Annotated in this window: 14 protein-coding genes; 8 read left to right on the forward strand and 6 right to left on the reverse strand. The window is 49.9% G+C overall.

Annotated features, from left to right (window positions below; translation table 11 throughout):
* Positions 1-1035, forward strand: a 1035-nt coding sequence (locus IQ260_RS11910; RefSeq protein WP_193993329.1) for a prolyl oligopeptidase family serine peptidase, incomplete at its 5' end; no start/stop codon positions are given.
* Positions 1036-1154: 119 nt separating this feature from the next.
* On the opposite strand, the gene IQ260_RS11915 is transcribed toward IQ260_RS11910, so the two are convergent.
* Positions 1155-1367, reverse strand: a complete 213-nt coding sequence (locus tag IQ260_RS11915; protein WP_193993330.1) for a hypothetical protein — start codon at positions 1365-1367, stop codon at positions 1155-1157.
* Positions 1368-1968: 601 nt separating this feature from the next.
* Between IQ260_RS11915 and IQ260_RS11920 the strand changes: the two genes are divergently transcribed.
* On the forward strand, positions 1969-2751 hold the full coding sequence (locus tag IQ260_RS11920) for a PEP-CTERM sorting domain-containing protein (protein WP_193993331.1): 783 nt from the start codon (positions 1969-1971) through the stop codon (positions 2749-2751).
* Positions 2752-2814: 63 nt separating this feature from the next.
* Complete coding sequence (gene pdeM, locus IQ260_RS11925) at positions 2815-3504, forward strand: ligase-associated DNA damage response endonuclease PdeM (RefSeq protein WP_193993332.1); 690 nt, start codon at positions 2815-2817, stop codon at positions 3502-3504.
* A gap of 71 nt (positions 3505-3575) precedes the next feature.
* Here pdeM and IQ260_RS11930 read toward each other — a convergent pair whose 3' ends face one another.
* A complete protein-coding gene (locus IQ260_RS11930) occupies positions 3576-4316 on the reverse strand; it encodes a chitin deacetylase family protein (RefSeq protein ID WP_193993333.1) in 741 nt (246 codons plus the stop codon).
* 175 nt (positions 4317-4491) lie between these two features.
* Between IQ260_RS11930 and IQ260_RS11935 the strand changes: the two genes are divergently transcribed.
* Positions 4492-5337 (forward strand): mechanosensitive ion channel family protein, encoded by an 846-nt coding sequence (locus IQ260_RS11935; RefSeq protein WP_193993334.1) that lies wholly within the window; start codon positions 4492-4494, stop codon positions 5335-5337.
* 100 nt (positions 5338-5437) lie between these two features.
* Here IQ260_RS11935 and IQ260_RS11940 read toward each other — a convergent pair whose 3' ends face one another.
* Positions 5438-6937: a DUF1254 domain-containing protein gene (locus IQ260_RS11940; RefSeq protein WP_193993335.1), complete on the reverse strand. Its 1500-nt coding sequence runs from the start codon at positions 6935-6937 to the stop codon at positions 5438-5440.
* A 623-nt stretch (positions 6938-7560) separates the two neighbouring features.
* Here IQ260_RS11940 and IQ260_RS11945 point away from each other — a divergent pair.
* Positions 7561-11619: a LamG domain-containing protein gene (locus IQ260_RS11945; protein WP_193993336.1), complete on the forward strand. Its 4059-nt coding sequence runs from the start codon at positions 7561-7563 to the stop codon at positions 11617-11619.
* 194 nt (positions 11620-11813) lie between these two features.
* Here IQ260_RS11945 and IQ260_RS11950 read toward each other — a convergent pair whose 3' ends face one another.
* Both IQ260_RS11950 and IQ260_RS31680 read right to left on the reverse strand, forming a co-directional pair.
* Entirely contained in the window at positions 11814-12491 is a 678-nt protein-coding gene (locus IQ260_RS11950) for a dienelactone hydrolase family protein (RefSeq protein WP_193993337.1), read from the reverse strand.
* 115 nt (positions 12492-12606) lie between these two features.
* Positions 12607-13425 (reverse strand): AraC family transcriptional regulator, encoded by an 819-nt coding sequence (locus IQ260_RS31680; RefSeq protein ID WP_193993338.1) that lies wholly within the window; start codon positions 13423-13425, stop codon positions 12607-12609.
* Between the two features lie 193 nt (positions 13426-13618).
* Here IQ260_RS31680 and IQ260_RS11960 point away from each other — a divergent pair, with 193 nt between their 5' ends.
* Positions 13619-14554 carry a polysaccharide deacetylase family protein gene (locus IQ260_RS11960; RefSeq protein ID WP_322744942.1) on the forward strand — a complete coding sequence of 312 codons (936 nt, stop codon included), beginning with the start codon at positions 13619-13621 and terminating at the stop codon, positions 14552-14554.
* Here IQ260_RS11960 and IQ260_RS11965 read toward each other — a convergent pair.
* A complete protein-coding gene (locus IQ260_RS11965; protein ID WP_193993340.1) occupies positions 14551-16473 on the reverse strand; it encodes a GAF domain-containing sensor histidine kinase in 1923 nt (640 codons plus the stop codon). The genes IQ260_RS11960 and IQ260_RS11965 overlap by 4 nt on opposite strands.
* A gap of 253 nt (positions 16474-16726) precedes the next feature.
* On the opposite strand from IQ260_RS11965, the gene IQ260_RS11970 reads away from it, so the two are divergent.
* Both IQ260_RS11970 and IQ260_RS11975 read left to right on the forward strand, forming a co-directional pair.
* Complete coding sequence (locus IQ260_RS11970) at positions 16727-17998, forward strand: ABC transporter substrate-binding protein (protein WP_193993341.1); 1272 nt, start codon at positions 16727-16729, stop codon at positions 17996-17998.
* On the forward strand, positions 17998-18721 hold a 724-nt coding region (locus IQ260_RS11975), incomplete at its 3' end, for a branched-chain amino acid ABC transporter permease (protein WP_193993342.1). The genes IQ260_RS11970 and IQ260_RS11975, both read left to right, overlap by 1 nt.

Raw genomic sequence — 18721 nt, forward strand, 5'->3', positions numbered from 1 at the left:
GCGTATACCACAGTTCAAATCTTTGACCTAACCGGCCAGCTGCTGAGAACGCTAGAGCTGCCAGGAATTGGCTCAGCTGCTGGGTTTGACGGCAAAAAAGAAGATACAGAAACGTTATATCGATTTTCGAGCTTTACCATCCCTAGCCGCATCTATCGATATAACCTGGCTACAGGAGAGCAAACCCTATTTCGCGAGGCTCAAGTCGCCTTTGACCCCAGCCAGTATGAAACCCGGCAGGTGTTTTATACCAGTCAGGATGGCACCCGTGTGCCTATGTTTATTACCCATAAAAAGGGTATGACACCCAACGGTCAAACACCGACGCTGCTTTATGGGTACGGTGGATTCAACATTTCTCTGAGTCCGTCATTCTCGGTCAGTAACCTGGTGTGGTTAGAGCTAGGAGGCATTTATGCCGTGGCTAACCTGCGCGGTGGTGGCGAGTATGGCGAAACCTGGCACCAGGCAGGGACTAAGCTCAACAAGCAAAATGTTTTTGATGACTTTATTAGCGCGGCAGAATGGCTGATTGAAAACAACTTCACCGCACCGGAAAATTTGGCCATTATGGGGGGCAGCAACGGCGGCCTGCTGGTAGGAGCCTGCATGATTCAGCGTCCCGATCTGTTTGCAGCCGCGCTGCCAGCGGTGGGTGTCATGGATATGCTGCGGTTTAATCAGTTCACCATTGGCTGGGCCTGGGAAAGTGACTATGGTTCCCCCCAGGATCCTGACGAATTTGAGGCCCTACATGCCTACTCTCCGTTGCACAATCTGACACCGGCTAATTATCCAGCCACCCTAATCACAACAGCCGACCATGACGACCGGGTGGTCCCTGCCCACAGTTTTAAGTTTGCAGCCGCACTACAGGCCGTCCACCAGGGTGACAATCCAGTCCTAATCCGGATTGAGACCAAGGCTGGCCATGGCGCTGGCAAGCCCACAGCCAAGATTATTGAGGAAGTGGCAGACAAATGGGCATTTTTAGTAAAGACGCTTGATCGTGAGGGAAAACATCTGACGGTATAAACATCTGACGTTTGTTAGGTGTATTAATGGCCGAGCTGCACCCAGCCTATATCTTGGATGCAGCTCATTACCCCTCGACGTTATTGCTAAAGGACCGAGTCGAAGTCCAATTTCTAACCTTAGGATGCCGTTACAGTCTCAGCCGGATCGATTTCATCTAACAAACTCTCTGTCGCTTTAGATGTTTCAGTGGGAGCAACTTGCAGTGTTTCAGGCATCTCAAATCGACAGCTACCACAGCGCCAATAGGAACCAGATTTACTCACATGGCGTAATAGTTGAACGCCACAGCAGGGGCACAATTCCATCAGCATAAAAACCTCATTATTCACAGCAGTTTATGATTATCAGTTTTTGGTAATAGCTTAGACTACAGCCAAAAACTGGGCTATTGCTACTGACATCAGGGGTATTCCTCCAACAGCCAGACTAAGTAGATAATCGTAAAAATTTACAGATTTTGAAGGCCCCCTTCCGTCTACTTAGATACTCTAACAGACCTTTATTTCAAACTGTCATTCCATGTAATATCTAGTAAATAACACTTTCTATAGGATCTTTTTAGATGTTTTTTGAATACCTTATGCGTAGAGAGTACCCCAATTAATTCAAAAACCGGGGCTCAAGTGTTGGATCAGTCATAGTTGCATAGATCTGTCGTCGAAATATTACTGATAGAAGATTTTACGATATGTCTAGAAGAATGCTCAAGCAGCGTCTGTATCTGTAGAACTACCCGCTAATTAGCGCTGTTTACAGGGTTTCAACTGCCAAAAAGTCTACATGCCCTAAAATTCACCCACATAAGCGACACGGAGATTTTTTTATCGGGCTCTTAAAACTGAGCAATACAGCGGATTACGTATTCATTGTCACCAAATTATTCTATTAGAAAGAAAAGGGGTGCTGAAGAACATAATTTAGTTGAGTAACATGATGCTGAAACAGATACTAGCCATAGGGATAGCAATTAGCTCTACATTTGCGATCGCAACAGCAGCCCAAGCTCAAGCCCAGATTAACATCGGATATGGACAAACATTAGAAAACGCTGAACGTGGTGAAGGATTGGAGTCTCATGATTTCAAAATTCAGCGCAGCGGTCGCAATGACACCGTAGGCAATGGCATTGATGAGAGTGTCAGCTGGACATTTGATTTTACAAAAGATCAAGAGTTGTTAAATGCATTTTTAGCAGACGACAGCATTCTCACATCGGCGGAACTTATCTTTTTAGATATCAAAGTGACCGATGTTCGCGTTACCACCGACTGGGTAGGTATTCCAGGCTATGGCGGCATGCGCTTTGGTCTCGGCTCGGAGGTTACCCCCACCGATGCGGCCCTGATTAAAGTCCCGGAAGTCCCCGGTATTCCCGCTGTAGGAGAAGCCGGTCGATTTTCCATCAGTTTGCTAGACCATGGCTTTAGTGCGGAGTCTATTATGGCAACATTTTTAGATGACACTGACCACACAAATCCCTGGTACGACTCCAATTCTTGGATCGGGCAAATGTCAGACCACACGATCACCAATGACAAATATGCCATTCCATTTATCTATATGGATGATGCCATCATTCGTGAAGCCAAGCTTGTCTTGACAAAGGAAAACTCATCGCTGTCGGCAACGGCAAAAGCTGTACCTGAGCCTACAGTTCTAGCAGGATTAGCTGCTATTGGCCTGCTAGGGCGGCGGCGGCGGACATTGGCTTAATCTATGCTGTCGCCAGCCATGGATGCTACTATTATCTGCTGTTGGAAATTTTGCAGAAACAGCATGGACAATATGGCAGCTGGACACCGAGTAGATCTATTACAGGGGGAGCCCCTGGTGCTATTGGAACGGGCAGTCTATGTGCCGGCACATAAAGCCTTGCTACTGTCAGATGTGCATCTAGGTAAGGCCGAAACGTTCCAAATGGCTGGCATTCCTATCGCTCAGCAGGTAAATGAGGAAACTCTGGAGCGGTTGCGATCGCAGTGCGATCAGGTGCAGCCCCAGCAAATCTTTATCCTTGGCGATTTATTCCACTCCCGCCAGGGACTCGTAGAAGACGTCATCACCGCCTGGTCCACCTTCCTCAGCGATACTTCTGCTCAGGTCACCCTGATTATCGGCAACCATGACCGAGCAGCCCTAGACCCAGTATTTGATATGGACTACAGCAGCGATCCCATTTCTTTGGGCAAGCTACTGCTAAGTCACGAGCCCGCAAGTTCAGACTTACTCCCCAAAAACCACCTCAATATCTGTGGCCATGTGCATCCAGTGGTTCACCTACAGGGTGCCATCGATAGCTTGCGTTTTCCCTGTTTCTACCATGAGCATGAACCCCAGCGGCTAACGCTACCTTCATTTGGTTCCTTTACCGGTGGCCATGAGGTTTCTATCGGCACAGGCCGTACGGCTTACATCACGCTAGAGGGTGGCCTGATGGTTTTAGACTCACCCCCTAAAGAAGATTAGACATATTGTTAACTTAGGCCGTGTTCCATAAGTAAAATCCCAATAGCAAAATCCCAATGTCGAAGAGTCGCTCACGATGTCGAGTCCTCTTCCTCCTGCTCGTAGGTGGCCAACTCTGACAGCGTCACAATACGATAGCCCCGTGCTTGAACGTTAGGCAACAGCTGCTCTAGCAGCTGAGCGGTTCTCTTACCTCGGTTTTTGGGACCATCGTGCAGGACTAAGATGTCGCCCGGATCGAGATTATTAAGCACAAACCATTGTGAAAACCGGACTGAAGGCATATGCGTATCGTAGGGAAACAGGGAGCCCAGCACCAGCTGGTAACCTTGGCCTTCAACCAGACTGAGCATACGGTCGTTATACCAACCCATCCCAGGACGGAACCAGCCCACATCGCCATAAACAGAGAGTGCCTGGTCTGCCATCATAAATTTTGTTTGGAATTCCTCTGACGTTAATCCAATGCTGGCCTCATCCTTAGTCATGTGATTGCCCAGTTCATGGCCATTGTCAATCAGACGCTGTAGCACGGTTTCATGACCTGACAATTCATCACTCAGCATAAAAAATGTCGCTGTTACCCCATGGCGCTCTAACACATTCAAAATTGCCTCGGTGGTTTCTCCATGGGGACCATCATCGATGGTTAATGCGATCACAGATTCGCGAGTGTCAACAAAAAACAGGGCTCCTGGCTGAAGCTGAGACACCCAATGAAACATCCATTGAGGCTGACGTAAGCTAACGTAAGCCAGCAGTAATAGACTGATACTGCTCAGTCCCAGACTAATTTTCTGCCAATGTTTCATCACACAGATTTACAAAGAACTCACTAGAACCTTGGTCACTGAATACATAGGTTGGTCCTCTCATTGGTATAAGGAAGATTTTAAGCGCCCCCTGAGCGGCTGGGAATTTTCCCCTTACGGCTACATTTCATGATAGACAGATTAACGTTGCTCGTAATGATGTACAGGGCCAATTATGGAAGACTCATTCAAGCAGTTCAGCGGTATATTTATCCAGCTGCAGGAAGTAGGGGTAACGCTAGGGCTAAAGATCGTCGTTGCGATCGCAATTTTCTTAGTGGGCCGTTGGGTTGCTAAGTTTCTACGTCGCTTCGTTAAACGAACGCTTGGTAAAACTCGGATTGAGCCCACTCTAGTTGCCTTCGCCAGCAACACGAGCTACTACCTCATTATGGCGTTCATCCTACTGGCAATTTTAGGACAGCTCGGTATCGAGACCACGTCGCTAATTGCCCTAATTGGTGCCACCGGTCTTGCCATCGGTCTGTCGCTACAGGGTTCACTCGCTAATTTTGCTGCCGGTATTTTGCTGATTGTTTTTCGCCCGTTTCGCGTTGGCGACTGGATTGAAGCCAGCGGCGTTTCTGGCTATGTCGAAGATCTGGAGCTGCTCACTACCATTTTACGCACCCTCGATAACCGAACGGTGGTGATCCCCAATAGCAAACTCACCGATGACAACATTATTAACTATTCTACGCTCGGTGTCCTACGGCTTGATTTAGTCGTCGGCGTTGCCTATGAGTCAGATTTGAAACAAGTCAAAACTGTTATTCGTCAAGTTCTCTCAGAGGATGAGCGCATTCTATCAAAACCTGAGCCCGCCGTTGGTGTGTTGGAGCTAGCCGATAGCAGCGTCAACTTTGCTGTGCGCCCCTGGGTGAAAACAACAGACTATATGCCCCTTTCTCTAAGCCTATACGAGGCGTTCAAAACTCGCTTTGATGAAGTCGGCATTGTGATTCCCTTTCCACAGCGAGATCTGCATATGTATGAGATATCAAAGGAACTGTCGGAATAAAAACTCAGGAATGTATTTTCACATTGTGCTAATGGCTCAGCAGCTGGTTCCACCCACACCGGATACATCTGATGCGGGTGAGGCCAGGTGCAGGTCGGAGTCAGCCGAGACGGTCTGACACGTTGGCCATTAGCGGTTTCTTTGTCCCGCCCAGCATCTTGCCTGAGGATACCTTGGGCAAGAAAAAGAGAGCCAACAAGATACGCTTAAGCCTGATTGCCCAGTGCAGTGTGGGGGTTACTCGCTGTAGTGGTGGATTTTGCCATGTGCCATTAATCGCCTTTTGTTGTGGCAAGTAAAGCCGCAAGGATATGAAGAAGGCCCTATCCGGTGCGGGTAGCCAGTTCTTCTTCTTTTTTTCTTCAGTTGGTTGAGCATGCTGGATATAAAGCGTCAGTCCCCCATCTTCGTCGAGAACAAGTTCGTTGTTGTCTAACATCGTTGAATTAATCAGATAGCGTTCAAGTTTATTCTCGACAAGAAGCTGCTCGGGGAGGTTATACATGGTTGCCGACCAGAAAGCATCAGCGGGTGGCAATTCACCTGGCTCGAAGCGCAGCGTATAACCGACATCGCCCGATGCATTTAATTCGTTGCCGTCTGCATCGATATAGTAAGAAGGATACATGGCCTCCTCAATGGAATTGCCCCAGATGCCCAAAATCGCACCAGCCATGCGGTACAGGTAAATGTTACCGGTTGCCGTTAAATGCTCACGTGTGCCGAATAGGTCGGCGGCGGTGACTTCTGAAGTGGCAAGTTTGTTCTGCTTCAGCTCCAGATAAGTATCCCAACCGTCTTTTATGCCTTGCTCAATGGCCTGTTTCAATTCCTCAGAGAGTTTTGTCGGGTTAAAGGTTAGACCAGGTCCGATGTTTAGCTTGGCGAAGCGAGCCATCAATTCTGTTTCCGATGCGTGTGTTGAACAAAATGTCGTGAGCAGAAAGTTCAACAGGCTAAATATTCTGGGTGAAGTTTCGTCCTCGTCCAGTCTTACGGGTCTTGGGTATCTCACCGCTGGCATTTTCGCTGGCGGCTCCGTATTTGTAAACTGACTCAGCGGCTGCACCTTATAACCGTTCTTAATGATGTCTTCGACATTCCCTAAGTCATCTGAGTCGAAAAGCTGGGTGCGGTATAAGGCTAGCGCAAGATTGGTTTCGCTACGGATAACTGCAGTGATTCCAGCCGGTACCTGCCCCGTCCAGTCAGGACCCGCCAGCAAGTAATTGCCGCCGCCCGTCGTCCGAGTGCCAACATATTCGAAATTGTGAGTGTAAGTATCGATGAGTTGGATAGAGTAGTATCGTTTAGGATCTATATCTGGGACCGTCAAAACTAAAGGTTCCGCGCGAAGATCTGCGCCAACCACACAGTAAGGTGTATCCGCGTTCGGTGTTTGAATTGTGGTGTCCGATGGCGTGAACAGTTGTGCCGCGCCAAGTAATGTGTTCAAGGGGCCCTTGTATTCGTCATTATTGGGCCAAAGAAAGAAAGCAAAAAGAATTCGATAGCTGTCTACCATCGGATAAGCGTAAATAAACGCATCTTTTGCGATCAATCGGGCTTCTTGTGGAGTCAGGGTGGATGAATTAGTCATTCTCAATGTTCCTTGATAAGGTGTGCTATTCAAGAAACCTAGAAAACTAATGGTGCAGCTGAGTGGCGACCCGTATTCTAGATTTCATATCCAGACTATTAAAATCGTCCGTTCCTGCGAAGTATCAGACGTCATCCGAAGTTAGGAGAATTGTCATGCATCAACAATTACTTCGTGTATAAATCTAAAAGTTGAACCACTGCTACAATTCTATAAGTCAGCGCTTTTAGGCCAGTTTGAAAAATTTTTCATCCCAATCGCAAGGTCATACGTATTAATAGTCAGACAGGTAAATATTGATCGATCAAAGTGAACATTATTCGTATCTATACCTGACAACCGATTAATGCGATCGCTGATTTAGGAGATGAACCGATCTGCAGCCACTGTTATTTGACAGTTCCTTATACTTAAAGCCATTTCGAGGAGCAGCAATGCTGATTATTGCTCACCGAGCTTGGCGCACCTGTGTGTCATGTATGGGGGCGTCATAGAACAGTCATTATCTGTCTGTTTTTAGTTCTTCTCACTAAAAATATCCGCAACAGTTATCCTGCCTTTCCATCAGGGGCGTTTGAGCCCGTCGATATCTTTTATCAACCATTCACAACAGAAGAAATATTATGACAGTTCAACCTAACTATCACTGGCAGTTTGAAGAAAAGCAAGGAACAGTGACAGCAGATACCGTAAGCGGGGTCAAAGTCAAGCTTTCTAACACGACGTGGCTTGGCCATGGTCGTATTGGTAATGCCATCAAAATCGATGGGAGGACTAAGAATTCCCGGATTGTATTTGATCAGGATGTGGCCCGGTTTGGCACCAGCGATTTTACGGTAGCGTTTGGTATGAAAGCCCAGGGCACCTATGGACAGAAAGCTCTCCACGTCATCGGCAACCGATCAACCTCTGGCCATGGGAATTTCTTCTCCATTCGGATGAAGCAGCAAGGACAATTGACCTTTGAGGTCGATGAAAATACCCGTGGCAAGAATTATGCATTTTTGAATAGCAAGCGGCCACTCAAAGATAGCAAATGGCATCATATAGCCGCTGTCAGACAAGGGCGCTCGCTGAAGCTCTATATTGATGGTGAGCTATCCGATGAAGGCACCTCAAAAACGGGCATTGCCAATATTATTACCGACACTGTCCTGTTTCTTGGGGCTCGGGGATTAAAGACGCCAATAGCACAATACGAAGACCTTCGCATCTACCATACAGCCCTCAACGCCGAAGACATTAGAGCCTTAGTGCCGCCCGTGAATCGACCCTTGAATGAGGGTGAAATTGAACTAGTGGCCACCGATAATGCTGCCGTCATCCTCACTCAAAACGATACAAACCTATCCCGCTTTTCATCTAGCTTTAAAAAGCTACGGATTGGTAACAACACAGGCGTCACTCTGTATCAGGAAAATAGTTTTGGGGGAACAGCCCAAAAATGCTACGCAGACCTGCCAGATATCCGGCTCTCCCGACTGGAGAACTTTCCCAAATCAATCCGAATTTGGCCAGCTATCGAAGAGCCGTTTACTGGCAAGTGGGTGATCAAAGCGCCTAATGGTCAGTTCTTGAGCCTGGGTAAATCTGTCCTGACCACAGCGCCTCGCAGGTCATTCAACGAGCTGTTTAGATTCCACTACAATCTACAGCGAACTCAGCTTCAGCTCATTCCTGGCTCCGATCAAGAAAGCACGTTGTTGAAGATATTGCCTGGGAAGGACTTCACCCATCTGTTTGTTGATGATTTAGAGCATCTCAAAGATGAGTTCTCGATTATCAATCAGGCCAATAACCAATGGTTAGCACTCGTTGAAGACAACACATTCGACTGGACCGGGCAAAAGGAAGACCGTGCCGTTTTTATCCGTGTGGCCAAGATGGCCGACAATGAAGGCCAGGTGGGAGAACTAGCATCGGGAGAAGTAGCCCTATATAAGCATAGAGCCTACTATGGGAGAACCTGGATCTTGTCTAATAGTGACAAAGATCGTTCAGGTAACTATACACACCTGACAGACTTTCAGGATTTAAATGATCAAACATCATCCATTCGATTAGGTCCAGATACGGGGGTAACATTATTTAAAAACCTCGACCATCAGGCCGTTAATAGTAAGCGGGAAGAAGAGATTGAAGATATTGTCGAAAATGTTCCACGTCTGAGTGATAGACAGATCGGCAATGATACAATTTCCTCGATTCAAATCTTCAGAACAATTTCTCCTGAAGATGTTTTCACCTCTTATACAACCAAACTGAGCCAAGACTATCGCATGGTTGGCAATGACCTCGAAGAGTTTTCAGCCTATCGCACTACTTTGAGGTTTGAACCGGGCGCTGGCGCGATAGATGTTTCAGCAACCGATCTGACCAATGTTGAAGTCGAAGGAACCACCCATGAGATCGATGAGGCCCGCTCGGTCACACTCAGCCCCAATGAGCTGAATTTGATCATGATTACCTCTGAGGCTGATGGCCTCAATACCCCTGGGCTAAAAATCCGTACCAGTGAAATGGCCCTCAATGAACGGGTGGTGATTTTCCCTAATAAAGACGCTCATCAGCAACTTGCTGAGCTGGAGGATGGTGCGCTTTGGAATGCCACGGATGCCCAAGGCAACTTAATTGTTGATCGTCAGGCCCATAGCAAAGAGGAAGTGGCTAGCGTACAAAACACCGTCAAGCGGGTGATGGCAACTGTAAACTATGCCGAAGATGCTCCTATTGTGCGTAGGGGGAGTGACCGTATCCAGTCATCAAACCGAGCCGTGTCTGGTGCCACCATCGACAAGCCCTGGGAACTCAAGCTTAAGCCTGCTAGCAGCCAGCTGCTTTCTGCTAGAGCCGCCAACGATAGCCAGCGGTTCTCTGCTAGCACAGCGACAACTCTCATCCAGGAATCAGAGATTAGCCAGGATGAGTTTACACGGCTGCTCAGTCAGGCTGCTAAAAAGCAGAAACCGGTTAAACTTCCACCGGGTAGAGGCCTGATTAGAATTGGCAAACCCTTGAAAAAGATCAAAAAAGCGGTCAAAAAAGCGGCATCGGTTGTGGTCGGGACTGTTAAAGATGTCGTGCATGTGATTGTAAAAACCGCTGAAGGGGTAATTGACTTTGTGGTTGATACTGCTGAAAAGGTGGCTGATTTTGTTGAGGCGGTTGTAGAAAAAGTAGTCAACGGCATCAAAAAATTTATCGAGTACCTACAGTTTTTGTTCAACTGGGGCGATATTTTAGCAACTCAGCGGTATCTAGTCCGTGTTTTTAACTCAGGGCTTAATTCTGCCACACAGCTAGCAGAAAAGGCCAAACCCCGTGTTTCAGCCTTTGTAGACGGCTTGCAAGATACTGTCGAGGATGGGATGAATACCCTGGTTGAGGAATTGGGCAGTGAGCCTTCGGACGTGCGGGAGTCTGGATTTGAGCTACCTGAAGCCTTCGAGTGGTTTCTCTCAAAGCTACTGGATGGCTCTAAACAGGGTGGTGCCAATACAGCACTGGATACAGGGGCAAATGCGAATGGAGATTCAGCCCTAGAAAACTTCTTTTCGCACTTCCTTGAGACGTTAGAAGACCTTGTAGGAGCCGGGCTTCGAGGTGCTGAAGGACTGATTGAAAGCATCCAGGCACTGATTCAGAATCCTCGCCAACCGCAGCTGGCGCTGGTGGCTATTATAGAAGCGCTCAGAGATGTCATCATTCAGTCTCTCGAAGCAGCTGAGAACTTAGCACTTGGCATTTTGGATATCGTGGGAGAAGTGATTAAACAGTTTAAAAAGCTACTCAATACTGAGATTAAGATTCCCTTTATTTCAGATCTGTTCAAGCTGATTGGCGCAGGCAAGCTCACATTACTGAATCTATCTAGTGTGCTGCTCGCAATTCCAGTCACCGTGATCTCAAAGATTGTTACTAACGAAAAACCCTTTACGAAGGGTGCTTTACCGCTTGAATTATCGAATCAAACAACAGTAAAACTAGCAGCAGCAAGCGAGACGGAGGCCAATGAGCATGAAACAGATTTAAATAGCTTACGCACGGATATCGCTTTGACGATGATTGCCGCGACGGCAGATACAGCAAATCATGTCATCAATGGCATTTTAGATCTGACTGATAAGCCTCGTAGTGAATCCTCGGATGCTTCGAGCTCAAACAGTAAAGAACTGCCTTCGTTTTCGAAGGTTGTCGAGATTGCCAGCCTCTTCCTTAGCGGCGTTAGTTTGGCAGTCAGCTATCCGTATGAATCCGCAGATGATGCCAAGGAAGCAAAAAGAGAGAAGATTTTATGGGGCGTTAGGGCAACAGCCCTAGGGGTGGATCTGGCAGGATGTCTTGCTAAAGGTCAGCGAATGAGGCGTCTAAACACAGCCACTACCATAGGATGGAGTGTGTATAGCCTGGTGGACATGATATTGTTCTCAATGTATCTGGCTGCTGTAGAAGAAGATAATAAAGCCATCAAGAACGCTGATATCATGGCTGAGGTTTTCTCTTGGCTACCTAACGTTAGTTGTATAGCGAGAGAAATTCCGCTGCCAGAACCGTACGCTACCCTAGTACACGTTGGACATGCTGCGACAAATGGTGTCGCAGCTGTCTCTAGTCTGGCGACGGGCATTGTGTTGGTACGGCAAGGCGATAAAGCTTTGCAGGACGCGAAGGCGGCAGCATAATGGGCGATTAGACAAACGTTATCTAGGCCGTTATCTACCCCCCCCCAATTCTGGGGGGGGGTGAGTTATGGTAACTGATTAAATCTACGAACGAATCCTACAGCTGGCTTCGCCGCTCCGATGCATCGCCTTGTTATTCGCCAGCACGTTCAATCTAGTGGCGTGGATCGTTCAACACGTTAGCGGTCTTTCAATCAGAGAACTTCATCAAAAAAATCAGTCATAGATTTCCACGAACGCCGAGCCGCTGCCTCATGGTACTGAATCCCATTCTCTGGCATGTTTGCACCCTCAAATGTAAATGCGTGTACTGCGCCACCATGAATATGCGCCTGCCAGTCAGCCTCACGGTTATCCATCTCATTGGCAAATGCCCAGTAATCATCGGTTGGAACTAACGGATCATCCCAACCATGTTCGATCAAAATACTGGCCTCTATTGGTTTCGTATCCTTCAGGTTGCTCCCAGTGAGGCCGCCATGAAAACTAACAACACCCTTCAGATATGCTGGCACTGCCCTGGCTAAATCGAGCGCACATAAGCCACCGAAACAGTATCCGATCGCACCGATTCGAGTAGCATCCACCGCCTCTATCTCTCTGATAGCCCCATAGCCAGCCTGTAGGCGATCTCGCAAAATACCTCGATCCTGCAGGAGGGGATTCATTAAGTGCGAGTTGTCACCCATGGTCTCACCTCGAATACCCTGACCGTACACATCGACGGCAACGGCGACGTATCCCAGCTGTGCTACACGTTGGGCGATAGTCTCAATGGGGGCGTTCAAACCATCCCATGCAGGCGCTACGAAAATGGCCGGAAGTTTCTTCGTCACGCTTTTGGGTTGTGCAACGTACAGATCGAAGTCCATCCCACGGTGTTCGTATGTCGCTGTATTTGTTGATATTGAGGTCACTGTCGGCTCCCAAAAGTAACGCTACGAGCATAGAGCCTTCAAAGTTGAATGTATTGAACGTTTGCGACATCTACAAGTAGAAAATGGTCGGATCTAGGCTAACCTGCTGGGTTGAGGACGCAAAGGCTTTAGCAAGCACGGATCTAGTCTCAGTACAGTATCGGCCAGGTGTTCGACTCAGATATCGACGCCACGTGCGTATTTCGTGCGATTGATCTGCAAACTCTTGCATCGGTCTTTGGGATACGGTCGCCCTGACGCTGCGCTGTAATCGATGCAGATTCATCACTTGTTTCGGGCTGACCCCAAGATGGCGTTGAAATTCGCGCTGCAGCGTCCTCGGAGTTATGCCAAGTTGTTCACATGCTGTGTCGATGCGCTGGTTGGACGTAAGCGCCTGATGCAGCTGCAAACGACGCTTCCTGACAGAAACCGGTACGGCGTTGAGTAAGTGGAGGAGCCAACCATCCATGGCGCTTTTGACATCATCAAGGCGCAATTCGTATGGCAGGCAACGCCAAAAATCTCCTGCTCTGCGCTCACCCCACAACCCTGAAACATCAAGCAGGTGATCAGCAGACTCTTGGCCAATATCTGGAAACAAGGTCATCATACCGGGTACGGTCAGTATGGCCATAACGAACAAAGTCTCTGGCTGAGATATCCATTTACGCGTGCGCGTTTGTACCCCTAGCAAACCAACCTTAGGGTGAATCTCACCCGATTCGTGGTACGAACACTTGCCAAAGTTTGCACTCAACACCCCAATGGGTTCAGGGCAGGTCCAAATTGGTGTCCCTGCGAATTCTCCTTGCTTGTCTTCAACAACCCTATAGCTCAGCACATAGGGTCGAAGTTGATGATGGGGTGCAATGGCCACTATGCGCACGTCTGTGCTCCAAACAAGCTAGAAATATAGGCGTTAGATTCTAATCTCAGGCCGAGGTATTTAAGTAGCAGATAGGGTGAATCTATTTTAACAGGACAGACTTGGGGGCTGATGAAGATAAGCCTGATTCGATCTAACAACGCTAATTTGACAATTGAGATTGATTGCAAGAGACTTATTCTGATATTTATCCGTGGTAGCGTCCAAAAGTATGGCAGAAAAGTTTGAGTTAGACTTATCCACCCATGGACGCTACGGTTATTCCGCGATTGTTAATCGGCCTAGCTACAACTGGCCTGAAGGACGGCGGCTGGCTGTTTATATTGGCCTCAACCTAGAGCACTTTGCCTTTGGAGAGGGTTTGGGAGCAGAGCTAGCGCCGGGTGGTCCGCAGCCTGACGTACTCAATTATGCTTGGCGAGACTACGGCAACCGGGTGGGGGTATGGCGGCTATTGTCGCTATTTGATGCATTGGGGTTACCCGTCGCACTTTTGGTCAACTCCACGCTTTACAACTACTGCCCTGAGGTAATCTCGGCGTTTCGCGATCGCAACGACGAAATTGTCGCCCACGGACGCACCAATACTGAACGCCAGAGCATCCTGTCTGAAGCGGCTGAAACCGCGCTGATCCGCGAAACCACCGACATTATTACTCAGCACGAGGGCAAAACACCCCAGGGCTGGCTTGGTCCCTGGATTGCTCAGAGCCCGCTGACTCCAGACCTGCTACAGGAGACGGGATACGCTTACCTGCTGGATTGGTGCTGCGACGATCAGCCAATTTGGTTTAAGACCCGCCAAAGTCGCATTCTAGCAGTGCCCTACTCCCAGGAGATCAACGATATCCCAGCAATCGCCGTGCGCCGCACCTCGGCCTCAGACTTTGCCGATATGATCATCGACCAGTATGAAGAGATGAAGCAGCAATCTCAGGAGCAGCCCCTGGTTTACGGCATTGCACTGCATGCCTACATCGTGGGACAGCCCTTTCGTCTGCGTCATCTGCGGCGTGCCCTTACACACATTGCCAAAGACGCTGCCCAGCACAGTGATGTGGTCTGGCTGACCCATCCTGGGCAAATTGCTCAGCATATCGCCTCGCTGCCCGAGGGGATAGTGCCTTAAGGATCGCTCTGATGGAGGGGAATCACGACTCGAAATTCAGTGCCGTTTTCTGGGGTTGACAACACCGTGAGGCAACCGCTGTGGCGCTCGGTCACGATTTGATGACTAATCGAAAGCCCCAGGCCGGTGCCCTTGCCAATAGGTTTAGTGGTGAAAAAGGGATCAAACAGCCGAGACTGATCTGCTGCTGGAATACCCGGTCCATTATCCGAGATGCTAATAACAACGTTGTCACTGTCAGCTTGAGTGCTGATTTTAATATAGGGAGGCATCTGTGTACTCTCACCCGCTTCAATCTGCTGATTGAGGGCATCTATGGCATTGTCAATGAGATTCATAAACACCTGGTTGAGCTGGCTGGGATAGCATTCCACCAGCGGCAAACAGCCATAATTTTTAACCAGCTGAATGTCAGCACGGTTGGACATTGCTTTGAGGCGAGGCTGCAGAATCAGCAGGGTGCTATCAAGCCCCTCATGAATATCAATGGCTTTTTTCTCGGCTTCATCAAGGCGCGAAAAGCTGCGCAGCGACATCACAATGTCGTGAATCCGCATGCTCCCAACTTCGACGGACCGTAGCACCTGATCTAGGTCCTCCAACAGATAGTTCAGCTCTATGGTCTCAATGTGCTGAACGATAGCCGGAGGGGGCGTTGGGTAATGCTGTTGATAGAGGTTAAGTAGCTCTGTCAAACTGCTGTAGTAGTGCTGTAGGTGGGTCATATTCCCGTAGATAAACGTGACGGGATTGTTAATTTCATGGGCAATACCGGCGACCATTCTGCCGAGGCTCGACATCTTCTCGGTTTGAATCAGCTGCGACTGAGCTTGCTTGAGATTCTCCAGGGTCACTTCCAGCTGCTGAGCCTGCTCTCGAGCAATGGCAGCGCTGCGTTTGGTTTGGGCATGGAGTTCGCCCTGCTGGATCGCGACGCCAAACTGCCCAGCCAGCGCCTGCAGCAGCTCGATTTCAACCTCCTGCCACTGCCGAGGCCCCGTACACTGGTGAGCAATCAACAGGCCCCAAAGACCCTCTTGAACAAGAATCGGGACGATGAGATTTGCCTGCACCTCCAGCTGTCTGAGAAAATCCCGATGGCAGGGATCGATACTTTCAGCCTGGACATCGTTGATGGCTTTAACTCGGCCCTGAAGATAAAACCCAGCATATTTCTCTACGAAGCAGTCGTCTACGCCAAAGTCTCCTAGGGTAGAGCACCAGGGCGCAACAACGGACTCTACAACAACCTGACCGCGCCAGTCCTCCTCAAAGCGGTAAATCACCACCCGATCGGCGTTGAGCAGCTGACGAATTTCATGAACGGTCGTTTGTTGAATAACTTCAGGTTTGAGCGATCGGCGGATTTGGGTAGACACCTGATTAAGCAGCTCTTTCTGCTTAGCCAACTGCTGAAATGCTTCTCGAGAGCGGGCCATTAAGTCCTCAGCAAGTTTGCGTTCGGTAATATCTTCGATGGTGCCTAACAGGCCAATTACGTTACCCTCGGCATCGTGTAGCGGCAGCTTGCTGGTCTCGCGCCAGCTGATCCGACCATCTGCCTGCCGCTGGGACTGTTTAATCCGCAGCATGGGGGTGTCTGTATCTATCACCCGGCGATCGCATTCTAGATACCAGTCCCGCTCGGCCTGGGTCCAGGGTAGATCCTCCTCTGTGAGGCCCACTACGCGGCTGGGATCGCCAATGCCTGCCATTACAGCCCAGCCGCGATTGCAGCCTAGATACACAGAGTTACGATCTTTCCAAAAGATGTACTGTGGAATGTTATCCAGCACAAGCTGTAGAAACTCGGTAGTCTCATGCACCGAACCGGCTTCTAAGGAACTCATCACGAGCTGCTGCATGCAATCTGGAGGAAGTGCTAAGTTTGAAGGCTCTGAGTTTAAAGGCTCTGGCATGGAAAACTCTGGGTTTGAGGATTCTAAGAAAGATTCTGCAGCATTCATTCCAGAATGGTGACTTCGACAATATGACCTAGCGCACACTTAGCTCACCAAAGACATAGTAGTCTTATAGTCTTTAAGATAACCTCAGTGAATCTGTAAAATCAGACGTTGCTGATATCTTCATCCTGGTTCAAATGACCTGAAGGCGCCGTGCTTACGTCGGCCTCTGTAAAATTTTCTACCGTATCCTACAGACTATTCTCCGATGGCTTTTATCCCCCAAAGACGTACTATCCGGCGGCGAGTCTTCATCCAAGGCCTGACGGGCTTTGGTTGTGCGATCGCAATTACCAAGCTAACCGGCTGTGCTGGTTCCGATTCGTCCACCGCAGACTCCTCCCCAGATTCTGAAACGCCCGTCGCCGCAGGGGGCGCTGCGGGGGAGCCCGTAAAGTTAGGGCTGGTAGCCGCCATTACCGGACCGTCTGCCCTGTCGGGTGAAGCAATTACCCGAGGCTTAGAAGTCGCAATCGACGAGATTAATGCCAACGGCGGCGTCATGGGCGGTCGGCCCGTCGAGCTGGTGATTCGCGACGACGAATCCACGCCCGCCAAGGGTGTAGCGGCGGCCCGCGAGCTGATTGAGCAGGAGAACGTGGCAGCGGTGTTTGGCGGTCTGGACTCCCCGGTTTCGTTGGCCATGCTGGAGGTCATTCACGAACTAGAGACACCCTACATGGGGGTGTGGGCCGCCGCGACCGGCATCACCCGCAACGACTACGAGCCGAACTACGCGTTTCGGGTGTCCGCCAACGACAATATTGTTGACAACTTTCTGATGCGCTACGCCAACCAGGCCAAAAATGCCTCCAAGGTGGGTCTGGTGCTGATCAACAACCCCTGGGGCGAATCCAATCAAAAAGGATTTGAGGAGTGGGCCTCTGAGTACAACGTTGAGATTGTCGGCATTGAGAAATTTAACAACGAAGACACCGACATCTCGGCCCAGCTCACCCGCCTGAGAGACTCGGGCGCAGAAGCCCTGCTGCTGGTGGCCAATGCGGCCCCAGGTGCCCAGATGATGAAATCCTTGACGCGGCTGAATTGGGACGTACCGGTCGTCTCCCATTGGGGAATTTCCGGCGGACGCTTCCCTGAGTTGGCGGGTCAGGAGGCCGCTGATAAGGTGACGTTTGTACAGACCTACAGCTTCTATGGCGAGCAGAGTCCGGTGGGTGAGCAGGTGCTCTCGGCCCTAGACGAAAAGTATGGTCTGTCGGGTCCAGAAGAGATTTTGGCCCCGGTGGGTACGGCCAATGCCTACGATGCCATGCACCTGGTGGCGCTGGCGCTCGACCAGGCTGAGAGTATCGATGGACCGGTGCTGCGAGAGGCGTTCTATGCGCTGCCCACCTACGAGGGTCTGATCAAGACCTACAGCCAGCCCTTCACCCCGGACAACCACGACGCCCTCAGCGAGGACGACTACATTTTGGTGCAGTGGGAGGGCGAGAAAATCGTCCCGGCCAAATCCTGATGTGGCCGCAGATTCTTTCCGGTGTGGCCATTGGTAGCATGTATGGCCTCATTGCCCTAGGGTTTCAAATTACCTATGCCGTCTCCAACACCATGAACTTCTCCCAGGGGGCGTTTGTCATGGTGGGGGCCGTGCTGTGCTACAGCCTCAACATTACCTGGGGTCTGCCTGCCTTGCTAGCGGTGCCGGTGACGCTGGTGCTCTGTGCCGCGCTCGGACTGGCGGTGGAGCGCTGGGCGGTGCGGCCCTTTGCCCAGAATGGTTCTAACGCCTGGCTACTGAGCACCATCGCCCTCGGCATCATCGCTGAAAATCTGGCCATGGTGACCTTTGGTAAAGAGGTGCGGGGCTATCCCTCAGCGCTAGTTGACTCACCCGTAAACGTGTTTGGCTTCGGTGTCTTTCCCCTAGAATTGCTGATTCCGGTGGTGGGACTTTCGGCTGCGATCGCACTCCGAATCCTGTTTACTCAAACTCTCATAGGCAAAGCATTCCAGGCCGTCAGCGAGAACGCCGAAACCGCGCAGATTATGGGCGTACCGGTGCGACGGCTGGTGGCCTTTTCCTTTGGCCTCTCCACGGTGATGGCAGGCCTGGCCGGGATGCTGATCGCCCCCATTACCAATGTATCTGCCACGATGGGAACGCTGCTGGGCCTCAAGGCATTTGCCACCGCCATCATCGGCGGCCTGGGTAGCCCCTGGGGCGTGATGGTGGCAGGGG

This window comes from Leptolyngbya cf. ectocarpi LEGE 11479, from assembly GCF_015207065.1.
Taxonomy (GTDB): Bacteria; Cyanobacteriota; Cyanobacteriia; order Phormidesmidales; family Phormidesmidaceae; genus Leptothoe; species Leptothoe ectocarpi.

Coding starts and splice junctions, on each gene's coding strand:
- IQ260_RS11920 (WP_193993331.1), top strand. CDS start 1,969: ATGATGCTGAAACAGATACTAGCCATAGGGATAGCAATTAGCTCTACA.
- pdeM (WP_193993332.1), top strand. CDS start 2,815: ATGGACAATATGGCAGCTGGACACCGAGTAGATCTATTACAGGGGGAG.
- IQ260_RS11930 (WP_193993333.1), bottom strand. CDS start 4,316: ATGAAACATTGGCAGAAAATTAGTCTGGGACTGAGCAGTATCAGTCTA.
- IQ260_RS11935 (WP_193993334.1), top strand. CDS start 4,492: ATGGAAGACTCATTCAAGCAGTTCAGCGGTATATTTATCCAGCTGCAG.
- IQ260_RS11940 (WP_193993335.1), bottom strand. CDS start 6,937: ATGACTAATTCATCCACCCTGACTCCACAAGAAGCCCGATTGATCGCA.
- IQ260_RS11945 (WP_193993336.1), top strand. CDS start 7,561: ATGACAGTTCAACCTAACTATCACTGGCAGTTTGAAGAAAAGCAAGGA.
- IQ260_RS11950 (WP_193993337.1), bottom strand. CDS start 12,491: ATGGACTTCGATCTGTACGTTGCACAACCCAAAAGCGTGACGAAGAAA.
- IQ260_RS11965 (WP_193993340.1), bottom strand. CDS start 16,473: ATGCCAGAGCCTTTAAACTCAGAGCCTTCAAACTTAGCACTTCCTCCA.
- IQ260_RS11970 (WP_193993341.1), top strand. CDS start 16,727: ATGGCTTTTATCCCCCAAAGACGTACTATCCGGCGGCGAGTCTTCATC.